Raw genomic sequence first — 16,736 nt, 5'->3', positions numbered from 1 at the left:
AAGGTGATAAAATGGCTATTTCTAAAGAGCTAATTCGTGGTCATACTGACACGATTATACTAAATATTCTTAGCCAAGGTGATTCCTATGGCTATCAAGTTTCTAAATCTATTCGTCTGCTAAGCCATCAGCAATATGAGCTGAATGAAGCCACACTGTACACAGCGTTTCGACGTTTAGAAAAAGGTGGTGCCATCGCCAGTTATTGGGGTGACGAAACACAGGGGGCACGCCGCAAATATTATAAAATTACAACGTCTGGTCAACAACAATTAACAACGGCCTTACAGGAATGGGAATTTGCGAAGGATGTTATTAGCCAACTAATCACTGGCAATATGCATGAAGGAGTATCACTATGACATCAATTGAAATGGAAATACGCACGCGTTTAGACATTATTTTTTCAAAGTACACGCCCAACGCGCAACTAACCGAATTTAAGGAAGAGTTAATTGCTGATCTCATGGAAGCCTATCAAGATTTCGCTAAACAAGATAAGTCTCACGATGAGGCACTTGATGATGCTTTTGATCAGTTAGGTGATATTGACGTTGTTCTGCGCGATCTAAGTCAAGATAACACCGAAAAATCAACTGACAAAGATGAGCCGAAAAAGAAACCCTTTGTAGACATTTCAGATGATGGTGTTCATATTGGTAATCTGCATATTGATGGTCAAGGTGTTCGTTTAGGTGATGATATCGTCATCGATGGTAAACATGACAAAGTGCAGTTTGGTGATTGGCTTCATGTTGACCATGATGGTGCACGTATTGGTAAAAAATACTATAAATTTGACGATGACAACAATAATCATTCATCTCATTTTGATGATGCAAGCAATACCAACCAGTCCCCATCTTGGGCAACCGCCCATCATAACGCTCAAATTCCTATCAGTGATAAACAGTTTGTTTTTGATTACCGAGATGCAGTTGTTAATTTTTACACCAATGATAAAACAGATCTCATAACTGTCGACGAGTACTTTAACCGTGATAATTCACGATATTTTGCTCATATTGAAGAAAATGACGATCGCGTTTTAGTTTCACAGGGTGACCATCCCCTACTATTTCATGTCCGAACATTAATCAATATTGGGTTTCCAAAAAACTTCAATACGGGTCGTATCACAAGTATTAACCATAGCGGTCGTGTCACTGCATCTAATTTATCACTTGGTACATTTAATCTCGTCATTCAATCTGGTAGTTTCGACGGTCAGCAGCTTAAAGCCAAAAACGCCGCTTGGGAAATCCATTCAGGCACAGTTAAAGCAGATACGCTTAATTTCGAAAAAGCAGAAATATTTGATAAATCAGGTAACGTTAACTTAAAAAACACAACCATTCCTCACGCTAAAATTAGTGCAACGTCTGGATCAATTCAAGTTGATAATTTTACCGGTGGTGGACAATTCAGCGCCAATTCCGGTTCCCTACGTTTACGCATAGCTAAACTAAGTGATGATCTAAAGCTACATGCACATTCTAGTTCAATTCGTGTGACAGTTCCTGAAAATCAGGATTTTAATTTCGACCTATCTTCAAACAATGGTCTTGTGACAATTGAACATCGTAATAATATTCATTTTGACAAAAATACTACGGGTTACAAACGCGGCTTCTATGGTACTGACCCTAAATTCACGATTGATGCTAGTACCAACTTTGGTACAATCAAAGTATACTAACTCAACTAGGTGGCAATTAACTACTATATTGCAGATACACGACAACATATTATTAAGTAAGGAGCATTATTTATCATGACAAAAAAGAAAGCATTTACACGTTCACGTGACAACCGTATGATCGGTGGTGTCATTGGTGGCGTATCTGACTATTTTGGTTGGGACGCTACTATCGTCCGAATCATATTTGTCCTCATTTCAATTTTTTCAGCAGCATTTCCTGGCACATTAGTTTATATTTTAGCTTGGATCATCATTCCTGATGCACCCAGAAAAACACACTACTATTCAAATCGTGAGCCTAAAGATGTTACCCCTGATGATGATTATAATCGTCCTTAATAGTAAAAAGGCACACAATTTCGTATAACATAGTATCCCAAAATTAAGGCGGTACAGTATGTTTAACTACCTAGCATCTCTCATTACCAATAAAAAAGGTTTATCCTAATAAAAAACGATGACTCAATTCCGTCATCGTTTTTTATTACCGTTGCTCGTTAAATCATGTTACATCTTAATTTTCATCAGAATTGGCACGATCTAATAGCTCAGCCACTTGTTCAATCTGTTTGCCGTCTAATGGTGTTTCACGTGAAACATTTTGACTTGTTTCAGCAGACACCACAACTTCCTCATGGTCTACTTTTGCTAGTGTAGCAACTTTAGCGCCGTCTTCTAGGCGAATTAACCGGACACCCAAAGTTGCTCGTCCAGTTTGACTGACCGATGAAGCAGTGAAACGAATCATCACACCTTGTGTGGTTGTCACCATAATGTCTTCATCCCCATGAATAATTGTCATGCCAGCTAACGCACCGTTCTTTTCAGTGATATTAACTGTTTTGATTCCTTTACCACCACGACCCTTAATTGGATACTCACTTACTGGCGTTTGCTTCCCATAGCCTTTTTCTGTAATCACTAATACATTATCATTGGGATTCACAACATCTGACCCAACAACAACATCCCCATCACGCAATCGAATACCACGGACACCTGCTGCGGAACGACCCATGATACGCACATCATCTTCAGTGAATCTGACTGAATAACCATCTTTGGTTGCAATTAAAATGCTCTGTGTGCCATCTGTAATTTGAACAGATAGTACCTCGTCATCATCACGCAATGTTAAGGCTCTCAAACCATTTGTACGGATATTTGAGAATTCGTTCACAGCAGTTCGCTTGACAACACCTAATCGTGTCACAAAGAATAGATAATCTTTGCTTTCACCAGCTTCACCACGAACATTAATCACCGTTTGAATTTTTTCATCACCTTCAAATTTGAGTAAGTTAACGACTGGAATACCTTTAGCCTGACGGCCATATTCAGGTACTTCGTATCCCTTCATGCGGTAAACTTTACCTTTATTCGTAAAGAACAATAATGTATCATGTGTTGACGTGGCAACCATTTGATCCACAAAGTCTTCATCATTAACATTCATGCCTTGTACGCCACGTCCACCACGATTTTGTGCTTTAAATTCAGCTTGCGGTACACGTTTAATATAGCCGTTGCGCGTTAAGGTAACAATAACATCTTCTTCTTCAATTAAATCTTCATCTTCCAAGTTTGTCACATCGCCAACTTGTAGTTCTGTCCGACGCGCATCACCAAATTTGGTTTGAATTTCTAATAGTTCATCGTAAATAATTTGGTCAACACGTTCTTCATGCGCCAAAATATCTTTTAAATCAGCAATCAAAGCAACTAACTTTTGATACTCATCCTCAATTTTGTCGCGTTCCAAGCCAGTTAGACGAACTAAACGCATGTCTAGAATGGCTTGTGCTTGTTTATCAGAAAGTGAATAGCCATCAATTAGTCGTGTTTTGGCCTCTTCTGACGTTGCTGATGACCGAATAATGCCAATAATGGCATCAATATGATCAAGAGCAATTCGCAAGCCTTCTAAGATATGTGCCCGTGCTTGCGCTTTCTGCAAATCAAATGCTGTACGGCGACGAATAACTTCACGCTGATGGCTTAAATAGGCCACTAAAATCTCTTTGAGGCTCATTGTTTGTGGCTTGCCACCATTAATAGCCAGCATATTGAAACTAAAATTAGTTTGCAGCAATGTTTCCTTGTATAAATTGTTTAAAATAACACTAGCTGAAGCGTCACGACGAACATCAATCGACACGCGCAACCCGTCACGATCTGATTCATCACGAATGCCTGTAATACCTTCAATTCGCTTATCTCGCGCAAGCTCTGAAATACGCTCAATCAAACGCGCTTTGTTAACAGCATAAGGTAACTCGGTCACAATGATTTGTTCTTTGCCAGTTTTAGTTTGCTCAATGTCAACCTTAGCGCGAACTGTAACACGACCACGACCGGTTTCATAAGCACGGCGAATACCTGATTTCCCCATAACAATACCACCTGTTGGAAAATCAGGCCCAGGAAGTGCTTCCATCAAGTCAAGCGTGGTGGCTTCTGGATTATTCATTAACACATGAAGCGCAGAAATGACTTCTCCTAAGTTATGTGTTGGAATGTTAGTTGCCATACCAACAGCAATACCAGTCGCACCATTCACTAATAGGTTAGGAAAACGCGCTGGTAGCACTTCTGGTTCGCGTTCTTCGCCATCATAGTTGGGTATAAAATTAACAGTATCTTTGTTTAAATCACGTACCATTTCCATGGCAACTTTAGACAAACGCGCTTCAGTATAACGCATAGCGGCTGCGCTATCCCCATCGACTGATCCAAAGTTTCCATGCCCATCAACAAGCATATGTCGATATGAAAACGGTTGTGCCATGCGAACCATTGACTCATAAATTGCTGAATCACCATGAGGATGGTACTTACCCATCACATCACCAACAATACGCGCTGATTTTTTATGTGGCTTATCTGGTGTATTTCCTTGCTCAATCATTGAATACAAAATACGACGATGAACAGGCTTCATGCCATCACGAACATCAGGTAAAGCACGCGCTACAATAACTGACATCGCGTACGACAAGAATGATGTTTTCATTTGTTCTGACAGGTTCGCATTATGAATGCGCGAGTCGTTTTGTTCAGACATTTTTTACTCCCTATAACGTTATTTTGAAATGATGAGTGATCGTTTGGTTATTTATAACTACTGATTTAAATATCTAAGTTTTCTACGAACACGGCATTTTCTTCAATGAATTCTCGACGCGGTGCAACATCATCACCCATTAACATATCAAAAATACTATCAGCTGCTTCTGCATCTGTTGGATCTACTCTTAATAAACGACGATTTAATGGATCCATTGTTGTATCGGCGAGCTGATCAAAATCCATTTCACCTAATCCCTTATAGCGTTGCACTTTTGGCTTAATATTTGAAGGTAACTGCGCTAAATAGGTCTCTAATTCTTCGTCAGTGTCCAAGTATTCACGTGTTTTTGAATTACCAAGTGCAACGCCATACAATGGTGGTTGCGCAATATAAATATATCCCGCGTCCACAAGTGGTCGCATATAACGGTAAAACAATGTCAATAATAATGTTCGAATATGCGCACCATCGACATCGGCATCGGTCATAATAATCACTTTGTGATAATTGGCTTTTTCAACGTTAAAATCATCACCAAAACCTGTTCCCATGGCAGTAAACAGTGATCTGATCTCTTCGTTAGCTAACACCTTATCTAAAGTTGCTTTTTCAACGTTCAAAATTTTACCACGAATTGGCAGGATTGCTTGTGTCACTCGGTTTCGTCCTTGTTTAGCAGAGCCACCGGCCGAATCACCCTCAACAATAAACAATTCTGATAGTGCCGGATCGTTTGACGTATTATCAGCCAACTTTCCAGGCAAATTACCAATCTCTAACCCAGACTGTTTACGTGTCATTTCACGTGCACGTTTAGCAGCTAGACGTGCCTTTTGCGCTAAAATACCTTTTTCAACTATTTGCTTAGCGACCACTGGATTTTCCATCATAAAGCGACTAAACGTCTCTGAAAACATCCGATCAGTAGCTTGACGCGCATCCGAGTTACCTAACTTTGTTTTAGTCTGCCCTTCAAATTGTGGATCCGGATGTTTGATGGACACGATAGCTGTCATGCCCTCACGAACGTCTTCCCCTGTCAAACTCTCAGCATTATCCTTCAACTGACCATTTTTGCGTGCATAATCATTAATAACACGTGTCAAAGCAGTCTTAAACCCCGTCTCATGCGTACCACCTTCGTAGGTGTTAATGTTGTTAGTAAACGTGCGTAAACTATCTTTAATGTCTGTCGTATATTGCAATGCAGCTTCGACAACAATACCATTTTCCTCACCTTCAACATAGACCGGTTCAGGGAAAATAACTGTTTTTTCAGCATTTAGGTATTCAACATACTCTTTAATACCACCCTCAAAGTGGAAGCTTTCCACGACAGGTGTTTCCAAGCGGTTGTCTGTAATTGAAATACGTAGACCCTTGTTTAAAAAGGCAAGCTCACGAACTCGCGTTAATAATGTATTGTAGTTAAAAGTTGTGGTTTCACGGAATATATCAGCATCTGGATTAAAGTGAACAATTGTGCCACGATCAATGGTTGGCTTCTCGTCCAATTTAACCATGCGCGTATTAACACGACCGATTTTGAAGTCCATATAATACACTTGCCCATCACGGACAACTTTAACATCTAAGTTCGTTGATAGCGCGTTAACGACTGAGGCACCCACACCGTGTAAGCCACCAGAAACCTTATAACCGCCACCGCCAAATTTACCACCAGCATGTAGCACTGTGAAGACAGTTTCAAGTGCTGGTTTCCCAGTTTTTGTTTGAATGTCAACAGGAATACCACGACCATCATCCGTCACTGTAATTGAATTATCTTTTTCAATTGTTACAGTAATATGTGAGGCAAAACCAGCCAAAGCTTCATCAATACCATTATCAACAATTTCCCATACTAAGTGATGCAACCCTTGTGCTGTAGTTGTGCCAATATACATTCCTGGACGCTTACGTACAGCCTCTAAGCCCTCTAAAACTTGAATTTGATCAGCATTGTAGTCACCAGCTTGCGCTTCGACTGTGCTAGCATGACGAATTTCTTCATCGTCAGTGACAATACCATCAATATTTTCTATTTCGTTATTAATTTCTTCAGACATATTAAATCCTTTATGTACCTGCTGGTTATAGTCAGCCTTACTTTTCTAACGTAATATTACCTTGTTGCACGTGAAAAATTTTCGGTGTGTGGATGAGTTGACGTGCAACATCACTTAAAGTTGGTGACGTTATGAATGTTTGTACCTTATCTTGAATAGCTAGTAACAAATGTGTTTGTCGATTAGCATCAAGTTCACTTAACACATCATCAAGTAACAAGATTGGATATTCTCCAGTTTCTTGCTGCATGAGATCAATTTCAGCGAGTTTTACTGCCAATGCTGTGGTACGCTGTTGACCTTGTGATCCAAAAATCGCCACATCATTATCGTTAACAATAAACTGTAGGTCATCTCGATGCGGGCCCACTAACGTTGATCCCTGCATAATTTCCCTCGCCTGTTGTTTCTTTAACGCTTGTTCAAATGCCAATTTAACCGTCGCTAACTCATCCCCTGATTCAAAATCAACACTGGTTTGATAAATCAAGGTTAATTGTTCAAGCTGGTTAGCGATTTCAGCGTGAATAGGCTGTGCAGCGGCCTGCAATCTTTCTGTGAACGCTTGGCGCGCCAAAATAACTTGCGCACCAACATCAACCAATTGTTCAGTCAAAACATCTAAAAACACGGTATCCGTTGTTTGTTTCATTTGTAATCGTTTTAAGTACGCATTACGTTCTTTCAGTATACGACGATACTGCGTTGTATTATATAAATACAACGGATTCATCTGACCAAATTCCATATCAATAAATCGGCGACGGACACTAGGCGCACCCTTAACTAATTCTAAGTCCTCTGGTGCAAATAAAATGACATTAAGTTGACCAATATACTGTGATAATTTAGATTGTTCTAAATGGTTCACACGTGCTCGCTTACCCTTATTTGAAAAATGTAAAGATAGTGGTGTTTCACTAATATTCTTCTTAACACGCCCGCTAATGGTTGCCTCTTTTTCGTGCCAACGAATTAATTCTTTATCACTACTTGTTCGATGAGAACGCGTCAAAGCTAGGACGTAAATACTTTCCAATAAATTCGTCTTACCTTGCGCATTTTCACCTAAAAACACATTCACCCCATCACTAAAGTCTAGCTTTAGATCAGCATAGTTACGATAATTAACTAGTTTTAACGATGTGAGTTCCAAGAACCTGGTCCCTTTGGTCCTTTACTACGACCTCCTTGATTTGGTCTACCAAATCCGCCTGATCGCGTACCATTCTTTTTACGTAATTCAGCAAAACGGGCTTCCTTACGTTCCTTTGCAACTGCAGCTTTTTGTGCCTTAATACGGTCATCACGAACCGTCTTTTTGGCAGCAACAGCACGCGCTTCTTTTTCTTCTTGCGCTGCCGCGATAAGCTCATCAGCATTTTCTGCTAAGTCAATGATGTAAGTTTCGCCGTCGACTATAATTTCATCGTGATGGTACAATTTTTTACCGCGACGATTTTCTGATTCACCATTTAACAGTACTGGAAAATCCATTAAATAGTACTTGGCTTGACCACCGGATGAGATAATATTCTCTTCTTTGAGTAATTGTGTGAGTGTGATATATTCAGTTGTGATTTTTATATTTTTCGTCATATTAGTTACCTCTGTATTATACCATTTTTTGATAGCTATTTCCTAAAAAAACAGCCTAAAATCGTTTTTAAGCGATTTTAGGCTGTTTTAGGGATAAATGTTTAATTATTAATAACTATATTTAAAAGGGCTGTGAACCCTCAAAACGTTCGAACAGGCGTAATCAATTGAAGCTGTTTGTCATCTGTCTCACCAGCAGGTGTCAATGTAAATGGTCGCAAGTTGCTTGTAAACTTAACATCAACAGGTTTGCCACTAAATACACGTAAGGCATCACGAACGTAATCAGGATTGAAAGAAATTTCTAGGTTTTCACCTTCGACTGATGTCGTCGCCAACTCTTCCTGAACACGACCAACCTCTTGAGAAGTACCCGTTAATGTCACAACACCGTCCGCCAGTGTGAGTTGAACCACATTATTTCGACTTTCATGACTTAACAAACTCGCACGATTAATTGCCCCAAGCAACGTGCTAGCTTCAATCGTCAATTGTGTTGTGCTCTCTGTTGGAATTAAACGATCAGTCTCCGGATAGTTTCCTTCTAATAGTCGTGAATAAAATGTTGTGTGCCCTAAATCAAATACAGCTTGGTTCGCAGCTAACTTAATATCAACACGATCCTGCCCTTCTAACAAGCTTTGTAATTCATTAAATGATTTAGCTGGAATAATAACATCTGCATTAACGGTTGTTTCTGTTCCAGTCAACGTGACAATCCGTTGTGACAAACGATGTGAATCAGTTGTCACAGCCTTCACGTCATTACCATTAAGCGCTAAATGGATTCCTGTCAGAATTGGTCGACTTTCTTGTGTTGAAGCAGAAATTTTTGTTTGTGAAATAATATCAACTAATTGTGCAGCTGAAACACTTAATGTTTGAACATCTGTCATTTCTGGCAGTTGTGGATAGTTACGTACATCTTGCCCATTAATTGTAAAGTCTGAAGCACCAGAAGTGATGTGTGCGCGTACACCATCTACTGCAAGTGTCATATGATCAGCAGGTAAATTCTTAACAATATTTGAAAAGAAAGTTGCTGGTAACGTAATGCCACCTGTTTCTTTTATAACTAATTGTGCGCTGGTATCTGATTGGTCAATACGGGATTCGATTGAAATATCACTATTTGAACCAGTTAATACAAGTTCTTCATCATTTAGCACAATTTTCACGTTAGTTAAAATTGGAATTGTTGTGCGCGATGAAATCGCGCGTGAGACATCATTTAAAATTTTTATGAAAGCTTGACGATTAATTGAGAATTGCATAATTATGCTCCTTTGTGTTAGCAATTTGCGTAGCAGCTTTTTAATAAATATAAATAAAAGATTTAATAGTAATAATAAGGGGTGTTTAAGTTGGGGATAACTGCTTGTTTATAAGCGGCTATTAAAATGAACTTGTTGACAATGCTGTGGGAAAACTGACGAACTTTTAACTTGTTTTCCACAGTATATTATTTGCCGTTTTTGATCTCGTCTGTCAATGCCAACAGCATTTCTTTTGTACGCGGATCTGATTCAGCCTTTTCTGTGATCTTGTTGGTTGCATGTAGTACCGAGGAATGGTCTCGACCGCCAAATGAACGACCAATGTCAGGTAAGCTCTCATTGGTTAATGTGCGTGTGAGATACATAGCAACATGGCGTGCAGTAACCAGGTCTTTTTTGCGGCTTGTACTTTTAAGATCATCGATTGTTTGCATGTAATAATCTGCGACAACTTGTTGAATGCGGTCCACAGTCACTTTGAACCCTTGGTTAATATTTAAATCACCCAGTATTTTTTGGGCAGTTTCTTTGGTTGCAGGTTTATTTCGGTAACGCAGCATCGCTTCAAAACGATGAAAAGTGCCTTCTAGCGTGCGTATATTTGAATCAATTTTATCAGCAATTAATTCAAGTACATCATTAGGAATATCAAGATTGTCGGTTTCAGCCAAGTTTTTAAGGATAGCAACACGGGTTGGTAAATCAGGCTTTTGAATATCCATTGAAATCCCTGCTTCGAAACGTGATGTCAGGCGTGATTGCAAATCAACAATTTCAGTGGGCAATTTATCCGATGTCATGATAATTTGTTTGCCGGTCTTAGTTAGTACATTAAAGGTATTGAAAAACTCCTCTTGTACCTTTTCTTTACCAGACCAGAATTGAATATCATCAATGAGTAGCAGATCAACTGTGCGGTACTCTTTTTTAAATGCGGCCGTAGCCCCTTCTCCAGCACGTAATGACTCCGTAAAATCATTTAAAAAATCTTCAGCCGTGGCGTACTTAATGCGAGCCGAGGGCGTTGTTTTGGAATAAGCGTTACCAATGGCCTGCATCAGATGCGTTTTCCCAAGTCCAACACCACCATAAATTAAGTAAGGATTGTAGACTTTACCTGGATCTTCGGCAACTGCTCGTGCAATTGCGTAAGCATTTTCGTTACCTGTCCCAACGACAAATTTATCAAACGTGAAAGCTTCATTTAAATCAGATTCACGTGTAAAAGTGAGGGTTTCTGTTTGTATTGCAGTTGATTTGGGTAATGCATCGGCTACGCGAAGTTCAGGTTTGATAAAACCTTCTGCAATTTCCATAGCATATTGGACAAAGCTCATAGCATAAGATTTATTCCATTTATCAATGATATTTGTACTTTCATCAATTGGAACTTCTAGGATAATGCTCGAATCGGTTAATGTAACGGGTATAAGTGGTTCAATATAAGTGTCAAAAGAAACAGGACCAATTTCTTGATAGAATTTAGCCTTTACCTGATTCCATAATTCTTCTTGTGTTATGGGTTTTGTCACGGAAATCTCTCCTATTATTCGGCAAGTCTAAAAATAACGACAGATTTAGATAAAATGACGTCACTAGCCGATCAACTTTTCTATCTCAAGAAGAAGTAGCAAAGATTATTATAACAGTAAGAAAAAGAGTTTTCCACAGGATAATGATAATTTTAGATAATATCAACAGTTGTGGACAAAAGAATTAACAGTTTGTGGACAAAAGAACGAACAAATGTGCGAGTTATCCACAAAACAACAAGTTTGTACACATGTGAAAGTAGGTAAGGACAATATTTGAGGTTCGTTATAAACATTATCCACAGTTTATCAATAACAACTTGTGGATATGTGGATAACTTGTGAACACCCTTGTGTTTAATGTTTTTAGAAATGCAGTTAATACACAGGCTTGTGGGCTATTTTGAATAAGTTTGTGAATATTAAAGAAAAGGTTAAGAACTTCACTATTTCTTCTATTTTTGTGAGATTTATTTGTTATACTTAAACATATGATTGTACTATTTAACAAACCCTATAATGTTTTAACAAAATTCACGGATGATCAAGGTCGAGCAACACTAGCTGATTTTATTGATATACCACGTGTCTATGCCGCTGGTCGTCTGGATATGGATAGTGAAGGTTTGCTACTATTGACAGATAACGGCCAATTAAACCATGCGTTAACAGATCCTGAGAACAAAGCATATAAAACATACATTGTCCAAGTTGAGGGTGTACCAACTAAGGCACAAATAAAAACACTTGAAACGGGTGTCGAGTTAAAGGATGGCATGACGTTGCCTGCTAAGGTGAAGCGCATACCGTATCCAAAATGGTTGTGGGAAAGAGAAAAGCCTATTCGTGTGCGTCAAAACAAGCCAACCAGCTTTTTACAAATTAAAATTAAAGAGGGGCGCAACCGTCAAGTTCGTCGTATGACAGCGGCCGTGGGAGTCCCGACATTACGCTTGATCCGCACGCATATTGGTGATTACCACATTGCTGATCTAAAGCCTGGTCAGTACCGTGTTGTAAAATGACCCTAATTTCTGGTGCAAAATAATGGGAAACCGTTATAATGATAAAAGATATAAATATAAATGAGGTGCACGCATGGGACGTAAATGGGAAAACATTAAAATGAAGAAGGCGCAGACTGACGGTGCTGCTGCTAAAGTTAACAGTAAATATGGTATTGAAATTTATGTTGCTGCTAAACAAGGCGGGAGCATTGATCCAGAAGCCAATTCCACATTGAAGTTTGTTATTGATCGTGCCAAACAAGCACAGGTACCAAAACATGTCATTGAACGCGCGCTTGAAAAGGTGAGTGGGTCTGGTGATGAAACATTTATCGAAGGTAGATATGAAGGATTTGGACCTAATGGCTCACTTGTTATCGTTGACACTTTGACATCAAATGTGAATCGCACGGCAACAAATGTCCGTACAGCGTTTAACAAAAATGGTGGCACGTATGGTGCAGCCGGCTCAGTGAGTTATTTGTTTGATGAAACAGGTGTCATTGTGTTTGAAGGTCATGATGCAGATGCTGTTTTGGAAACATTGTTAGATGCAGATGTGGATGTTCGTGATGCCGAACAACAAGATGATCAAATTGTTGTTTATACGGAACCAAGCGCATTACACAAAGCTATTGATGCGCTTCGCCAAAGTGGTGTGTCAGCGTTTTCAACAACAGAAATTTCAATGTTACCACAAGCAGAAACGACGCTTGAAGGGGAAGATTTAACAACTTTTGAAAAATTGATTGATGCGCTTGAATCAGATGAAGATGTGCAAACAGTTCATCATAATGTGGCATTGTAATTGATCAAAAAATAGGTGAACGTCTAAACTTAGACGTTCACCTATTTCTGTTTGCGATAAATTATAAAGAAGATAAATCGTTAGGGGCAGTTTTCGGAGATTCTAAGAATGTTAATTTGAAAAAAATAAAAGCATAATGTGGCGCATTTTGATAGGTATTAATTAGATATAGACTATTGTCCTTCATCATAATAAAGGGTACAATGTTAGTATTGCATTTACTAAAAACATTTTTAGACATAAAACTAGGTGAATTTTCTTGCTTACGTAGTTGATTCATGTTATGATTAAAATCGAATTGCAAAGTTTTTGCAGGTAAAAATCGCGAATGGAGGTGAACACACATGAAGCGTACATACCAACCAAAGAAACGCCATCGTGAACGCGTACACGGATTCCGTAAGCGTATGAGCACGAGCAACGGTCGTAAAGTTTTGGCTCGCCGTCGTGCAAAGGGCCGTAAGGTTCTATCAGCCTAACAAGGTCGCTGCTATGCAGTGGCTTTTTTATTTCACAAAAAGAGCTGCATACGGTGCGCGATGTATATCAATAGGATGTTGATTGTTGTGACGATAGGATGCCACGGTCAATGACACCTACATATCCTCAAGAGAGACTGATTCTAATGAGAAAAACTTTTCGAATTAAAAAACCAACCGAATTTCAGATTGTCTTTAACAAACATCGATCGGTTGCTAATAAATATTTTATTATTTACCAACTTGATAAACCAGAGCAAAAGCATTTCCGGTTAGGTATTTCTGTTAGCAAGAAAATTGGGAAGGCGCATGACCGTGTTTGGGTTAAGCGTCGTATTCGACAGAGTATGCTTGAATTAAAGCCACAGATACCTCAAGAAATTGATGTCTTAGTGATTGCTAGACCGGCTGTGGCTAAACAAAGCCAAAAATTTATTAAAGAACAAATGATTCACGTCCTTAAATTAGCTCATATTCTGAAAGTAGAAAACTAATGAAACGTTTTATAAATATTTTGAAAAAAATTGGACCGTTGCCACTCATTTTGGCTGTTGTTGCCTTAGTGATTATTATCATTGCCAGTTTAACTTTTCAGGGGCACGTTGCCTCGCATAGTTTCTGGAGTGCGGTTGTTGCAGCCTTTACTTCAGCTATCTTAGGAGCCTCCGGCTGGTTTGGTAATAACTATGGTGTGGGTATTATTGTTTTTACAATCTTGATTCGTTTTTTGATTTTACCGTTAATGGTTTATCAGATTCAATCTATGATGAAAATGCAAATTGTGCAACCAGCGCTTAAAGCATTACAAGCGAAGTATCCTGGTAAAGACACTGAAAGTCGTCAATTGATGATGGCTGAACAACAAGCACTATATAAGGATGCAGGGGTCAATCCTTTTGCTTCTATGTTACCTTTAATTGTCCAAATGCCAGTATTGATTGCCTTATATCAGTCAATTTATAACTCACCTGTATTAAAATCAGGTAAGTTCTTGTGGCTGCAACTAGGAAACAACGATCCATATTATGTGTTGCCCATATTAGCTGCGCTCTTTACATTTGCATCATCATGGCTATCAACACAAGCAACACCTGAACAAAATGCGATGACGAAGGCTATGCCTTATATTTTCCCAGTCGTTATTTTCTTTTCCGCGATGGCCGTGCCAAGTGCCTTATCATTATATTGGGTGGTTGGAAACTTATTTCAAACAATTCAAACATTTGCCTTGCAAAATCCCTTTAAACTTCGTCGACAACGAGAATTAAAAGCGCAAAAAGAGCGTGATTTGCAACGTAAAATTAAAAAAGCTAAGCGTAGCAACAAACGTTAATGACAGCAGACTGTGTATCTTATCAAAGGTATACGGTTTTTTTGTTGCTTTAGTTCACCAAATGGGTTAAAAAACAGGATAAAATGTTATCCTTAGAGTATGTAAGTTGACTTAAAATTGGAGGTCTTGAGATGGTTAAACGTCAGGTTAGTGGGTACAAAATTTTATTAGGATTGATTTTGGCATTGTTTATATTTAACGACGTGTCTTCAAGATTAATTGACATCATTCAATCTAATCAGCCCAGTGCTTACCACATTGCGACAGGAAGTTTGGGGAAGCTCATTGCCTATTTCCAACAAAATTGGGTGGCATACGGAACGACGCTTGTTGGCTACCTAGTGGTCTGGGGTATGCTGGTTTTACTCGTCAGTACCGTGATGCTGTTGTCATGGGGAATAGTGAGTAAAAAAAATTATTCAAAGGCCATAAAATCACCACAGATTCATTTAGCAATCTTCATTATGGTACTATTCGTCATTCCGCTTAACCAGATAGGGTTTAAATTTCCAATTGCTTATTATTTCACAGTGCCAAAAACGTTTATTGATCCCATCGGTCAGCCTATTATTGGGATCGGATTTGCTTTAGTCAACATTAGCTTACTATTACTAGCATATCGGCTACGATTTTTACCTTATTTTGCAATAACAACGCAACAACATTTGAAAAGCAATATCCAACATAGTTGGCAGCAGACACGGGGTCAATATGGCCAATTTTCCCGATATGTTGGTCAAATTATTGGTTTAACTATTTTGGTTATGGGTAGTGCTTTTCTACTGCAATTGGTAGCTGATTATTTTTTACAAACATCACTGAAAAGATACGTTGCTAATAACCTAATTGCCATTACTATTGGTTATTTTTATTTTGCAACGAGTCGTATTTGTTTACTATTTGTGGCTAAAAATCAGAATAATAAGCAGCGAATAACCTTTTATTGGCCAATGAGTTTAGCGCTTGTTGCTATTTTTGTTGGGTTCTGTAGTAGCTGGACTTCAGGTAAAATGATCAATCCACCCATTAAGAGCTATCTTGTGATTGCCCATAAAGGCGTGTCTTCTGAAAAAGATGCTGCCAACACACTGTTGACCTTGGGTAAGGTTGCTGAAAAAAAACCTGATTATGTTGAAATTGATATTCAAAAAACAAAAGATGGTGTTTACGTTTTAAGTCATGATAGTCGCATTAAATCAAAAGGCGGTAAGAACTATAAGATTGATGAAACATCTTGGCATGATTTAAAAAAGATACGCTATGAAGAAAATGGTCGTATTATCACACCCACGTCATTCAAATCATATATCAAACATGCTAATTCACTACATCAAAAACTATTAATTGAATTAAAAATAAATACGACGATTACGACCGCAGAACTAAAAGATTTTCAAAAGAAGTATGGCGATTATCTGACTCAAAATCATGCGCAGTTGCAGTCAATGAATCAAAATGCCATTAAAAGATTGGCCAAATACACGAACAGACCGGTTGGACTACTGTCGCCAGTTGTTAACAGTGTCAATCGTACACCCTTTAATGCATTTTATGCCATAGAGTACTCTAACGCTAATGCTAATATTGTCCGTCGAGTCATTAAAATTGATAAAAAATTGTACGTTTGGACACTAAACAGCAAAGCAGATATTAGTAGCGCTTATGCATTGGGCGTAACAGGTTATATTACAGATTATCCAAAAGAGACACGTGCCTTACTGAATAAGTTATCTCAACATCCCCAGTACGCAAATGCTGTATGGCATATTGTGATGTTACAAAAAACAAATCGTTAAATGGTGAGCTTTGTCATATCAGATAAAAAACTGTTATAATGAATTTTAATATATCCGAGGTCAT

15 protein-coding genes are annotated in these 16,736 nt (G+C 38.6%); 9 read left to right on the top strand and 6 right to left on the bottom strand.

Features of this window, described 5'->3' with window-relative positions:
- Positions 1–11 precede the first annotated feature (11 nt).
- From LKI_RS03440 to LKI_RS03430, 3 genes are all read left to right on the top strand, one after another.
- Positions 12–362 (top strand): PadR family transcriptional regulator, encoded by a 351-nt coding sequence (locus LKI_RS03440; RefSeq protein WP_013102760.1) that lies wholly within the window; start codon positions 12–14, stop codon positions 360–362.
- Entirely contained in the window at positions 359–1,699 is a 1,341-nt protein-coding gene (locus LKI_RS03435; protein WP_013102759.1) for a DUF4097 family beta strand repeat-containing protein, read from the top strand. The genes LKI_RS03440 and LKI_RS03435 overlap by 4 nt, the downstream gene beginning before the upstream one ends.
- A 75-nt stretch (positions 1,700–1,774) precedes the next feature.
- Positions 1,775–2,041 (top strand): PspC domain-containing protein, encoded by a 267-nt coding sequence (locus tag LKI_RS03430; RefSeq protein ID WP_013102758.1) that lies wholly within the window; start codon positions 1,775–1,777, stop codon positions 2,039–2,041.
- 175 nt (positions 2,042–2,216) lie between these two features.
- Here LKI_RS03430 and gyrA read toward each other — a convergent pair whose 3' ends face one another.
- From gyrA to dnaA, 6 genes are all read right to left on the bottom strand, one after another.
- The gene (gene gyrA / locus LKI_RS03425; protein ID WP_013102757.1) at positions 2,217–4,766 is read right to left on the bottom strand and encodes a DNA gyrase subunit A; all 2,550 of its coding nucleotides are present in this window, start codon (positions 4,764–4,766) and stop codon (positions 2,217–2,219) included.
- 65 nt (positions 4,767–4,831) lie between these two features.
- Entirely contained in the window at positions 4,832–6,841 is a 2,010-nt protein-coding gene (gene gyrB / locus LKI_RS03420; protein ID WP_013102756.1) for a DNA topoisomerase (ATP-hydrolyzing) subunit B, read from the bottom strand.
- Positions 6,842–6,878: 37 nt separating this feature from the next.
- Positions 6,879–7,997: a DNA replication/repair protein RecF gene (gene recF / locus LKI_RS03415; protein ID WP_013102755.1), complete on the bottom strand. Its 1,119-nt coding sequence runs from the start codon at positions 7,995–7,997 to the stop codon at positions 6,879–6,881.
- The gene (gene yaaA / locus LKI_RS03410) at positions 7,979–8,440 is read right to left on the bottom strand and encodes a S4 domain-containing protein YaaA (RefSeq protein WP_013102754.1); all 462 of its coding nucleotides are present in this window, start codon (positions 8,438–8,440) and stop codon (positions 7,979–7,981) included. The genes recF and yaaA overlap by 19 nt, the downstream gene beginning before the upstream one ends.
- Positions 8,441–8,580: 140 nt before the next feature.
- The gene (dnaN, locus tag LKI_RS03405) at positions 8,581–9,714 is read right to left on the bottom strand and encodes a DNA polymerase III subunit beta (protein ID WP_013102753.1); all 1,134 of its coding nucleotides are present in this window, start codon (positions 9,712–9,714) and stop codon (positions 8,581–8,583) included.
- Positions 9,715–9,902: 188 nt separating this feature from the next.
- The gene (gene dnaA / locus LKI_RS03400; protein ID WP_013102752.1) at positions 9,903–11,249 is read right to left on the bottom strand and encodes a chromosomal replication initiator protein DnaA; all 1,347 of its coding nucleotides are present in this window, start codon (positions 11,247–11,249) and stop codon (positions 9,903–9,905) included.
- Between the two features lie 491 nt (positions 11,250–11,740).
- On the opposite strand from dnaA, the gene LKI_RS03395 reads away from it, so the two are divergent.
- The 6 genes from LKI_RS03395 to LKI_RS03370 all read left to right on the top strand — a co-directional run bounded on the left by LKI_RS03395 (position 11,741) and on the right by LKI_RS03370 (position 16,672).
- Positions 11,741–12,274, top strand: coding sequence for an rRNA large subunit pseudouridine synthase E (locus tag LKI_RS03395; protein WP_013102751.1), 534 nt, complete (start codon positions 11,741–11,743; stop codon positions 12,272–12,274).
- Positions 12,275–12,347: 73 nt separating this feature from the next.
- The gene (locus LKI_RS03390) at positions 12,348–13,064 is read left to right on the top strand and encodes a YebC/PmpR family DNA-binding transcriptional regulator (RefSeq protein WP_013102750.1); all 717 of its coding nucleotides are present in this window, start codon (positions 12,348–12,350) and stop codon (positions 13,062–13,064) included.
- A 344-nt stretch (positions 13,065–13,408) separates the two neighbouring features.
- Positions 13,409–13,543, top strand: a complete 135-nt coding sequence (rpmH, locus tag LKI_RS03385; protein WP_002816117.1) for a 50S ribosomal protein L34 — start codon at positions 13,409–13,411, stop codon at positions 13,541–13,543.
- A 146-nt stretch (positions 13,544–13,689) separates the two neighbouring features.
- Positions 13,690–14,037, top strand: coding sequence for a ribonuclease P protein component (gene rnpA, locus LKI_RS03380; protein ID WP_013102748.1), 348 nt, complete (start codon positions 13,690–13,692; stop codon positions 14,035–14,037).
- Entirely contained in the window at positions 14,037–14,876 is an 840-nt protein-coding gene (locus LKI_RS03375; protein WP_013102747.1) for a YidC/Oxa1 family membrane protein insertase, read from the top strand. The genes rnpA and LKI_RS03375 overlap by 1 nt, the downstream gene beginning before the upstream one ends.
- Positions 14,877–15,007: 131 nt before the next feature.
- Entirely contained in the window at positions 15,008–16,672 is a 1,665-nt protein-coding gene (locus LKI_RS03370) for a glycerophosphodiester phosphodiesterase family protein (protein WP_013102746.1), read from the top strand.
- Positions 16,673–16,736 lie beyond the last annotated feature (64 nt).

The sequence above is a fragment of the Leuconostoc kimchii IMSNU 11154 genome (assembly GCF_000092505.1).
Lineage (GTDB): Bacteria > Bacillota > Bacilli > Lactobacillales > Lactobacillaceae > Leuconostoc > Leuconostoc kimchii.
The sequence above is the reverse complement of the archived record's forward strand: the minus strand, read 5'-3'. Positions and strand labels throughout refer to the sequence as shown.

Excerpts from the sequence above, each read along its gene's own strand:
- LKI_RS03440 (WP_013102760.1), top strand. The coding sequence starts at position 12 with ATGGCTATTTCTAAAGAGCTAATTCGTGGTCATACTGACACGATTATA.
- LKI_RS03435 (WP_013102759.1), top strand. The coding sequence starts at position 359 with ATGACATCAATTGAAATGGAAATACGCACGCGTTTAGACATTATTTTT.
- LKI_RS03430 (WP_013102758.1), top strand. The coding sequence starts at position 1,775 with ATGACAAAAAAGAAAGCATTTACACGTTCACGTGACAACCGTATGATC.
- gyrA (WP_013102757.1), bottom strand. The coding sequence starts at position 4,766 with ATGTCTGAACAAAACGACTCGCGCATTCATAATGCGAACCTGTCAGAA.
- gyrB (WP_013102756.1), bottom strand. The coding sequence starts at position 6,841 with ATGTCTGAAGAAATTAATAACGAAATAGAAAATATTGATGGTATTGTC.
- yaaA (WP_013102754.1), bottom strand. The coding sequence starts at position 8,440 with ATGACGAAAAATATAAAAATCACAACTGAATATATCACACTCACACAA.
- dnaN (WP_013102753.1), bottom strand. The coding sequence starts at position 9,714 with ATGCAATTCTCAATTAATCGTCAAGCTTTCATAAAAATTTTAAATGAT.
- LKI_RS03395 (WP_013102751.1), top strand. The coding sequence starts at position 11,741 with ATGATTGTACTATTTAACAAACCCTATAATGTTTTAACAAAATTCACG.
- LKI_RS03390 (WP_013102750.1), top strand. The coding sequence starts at position 12,348 with ATGGGACGTAAATGGGAAAACATTAAAATGAAGAAGGCGCAGACTGAC.
- rpmH (WP_002816117.1), top strand. The coding sequence starts at position 13,409 with ATGAAGCGTACATACCAACCAAAGAAACGCCATCGTGAACGCGTACAC.
- rnpA (WP_013102748.1), top strand. The coding sequence starts at position 13,690 with ATGAGAAAAACTTTTCGAATTAAAAAACCAACCGAATTTCAGATTGTC.
- LKI_RS03375 (WP_013102747.1), top strand. The coding sequence starts at position 14,037 with ATGAAACGTTTTATAAATATTTTGAAAAAAATTGGACCGTTGCCACTC.
- LKI_RS03370 (WP_013102746.1), top strand. The coding sequence starts at position 15,008 with ATGGTTAAACGTCAGGTTAGTGGGTACAAAATTTTATTAGGATTGATT.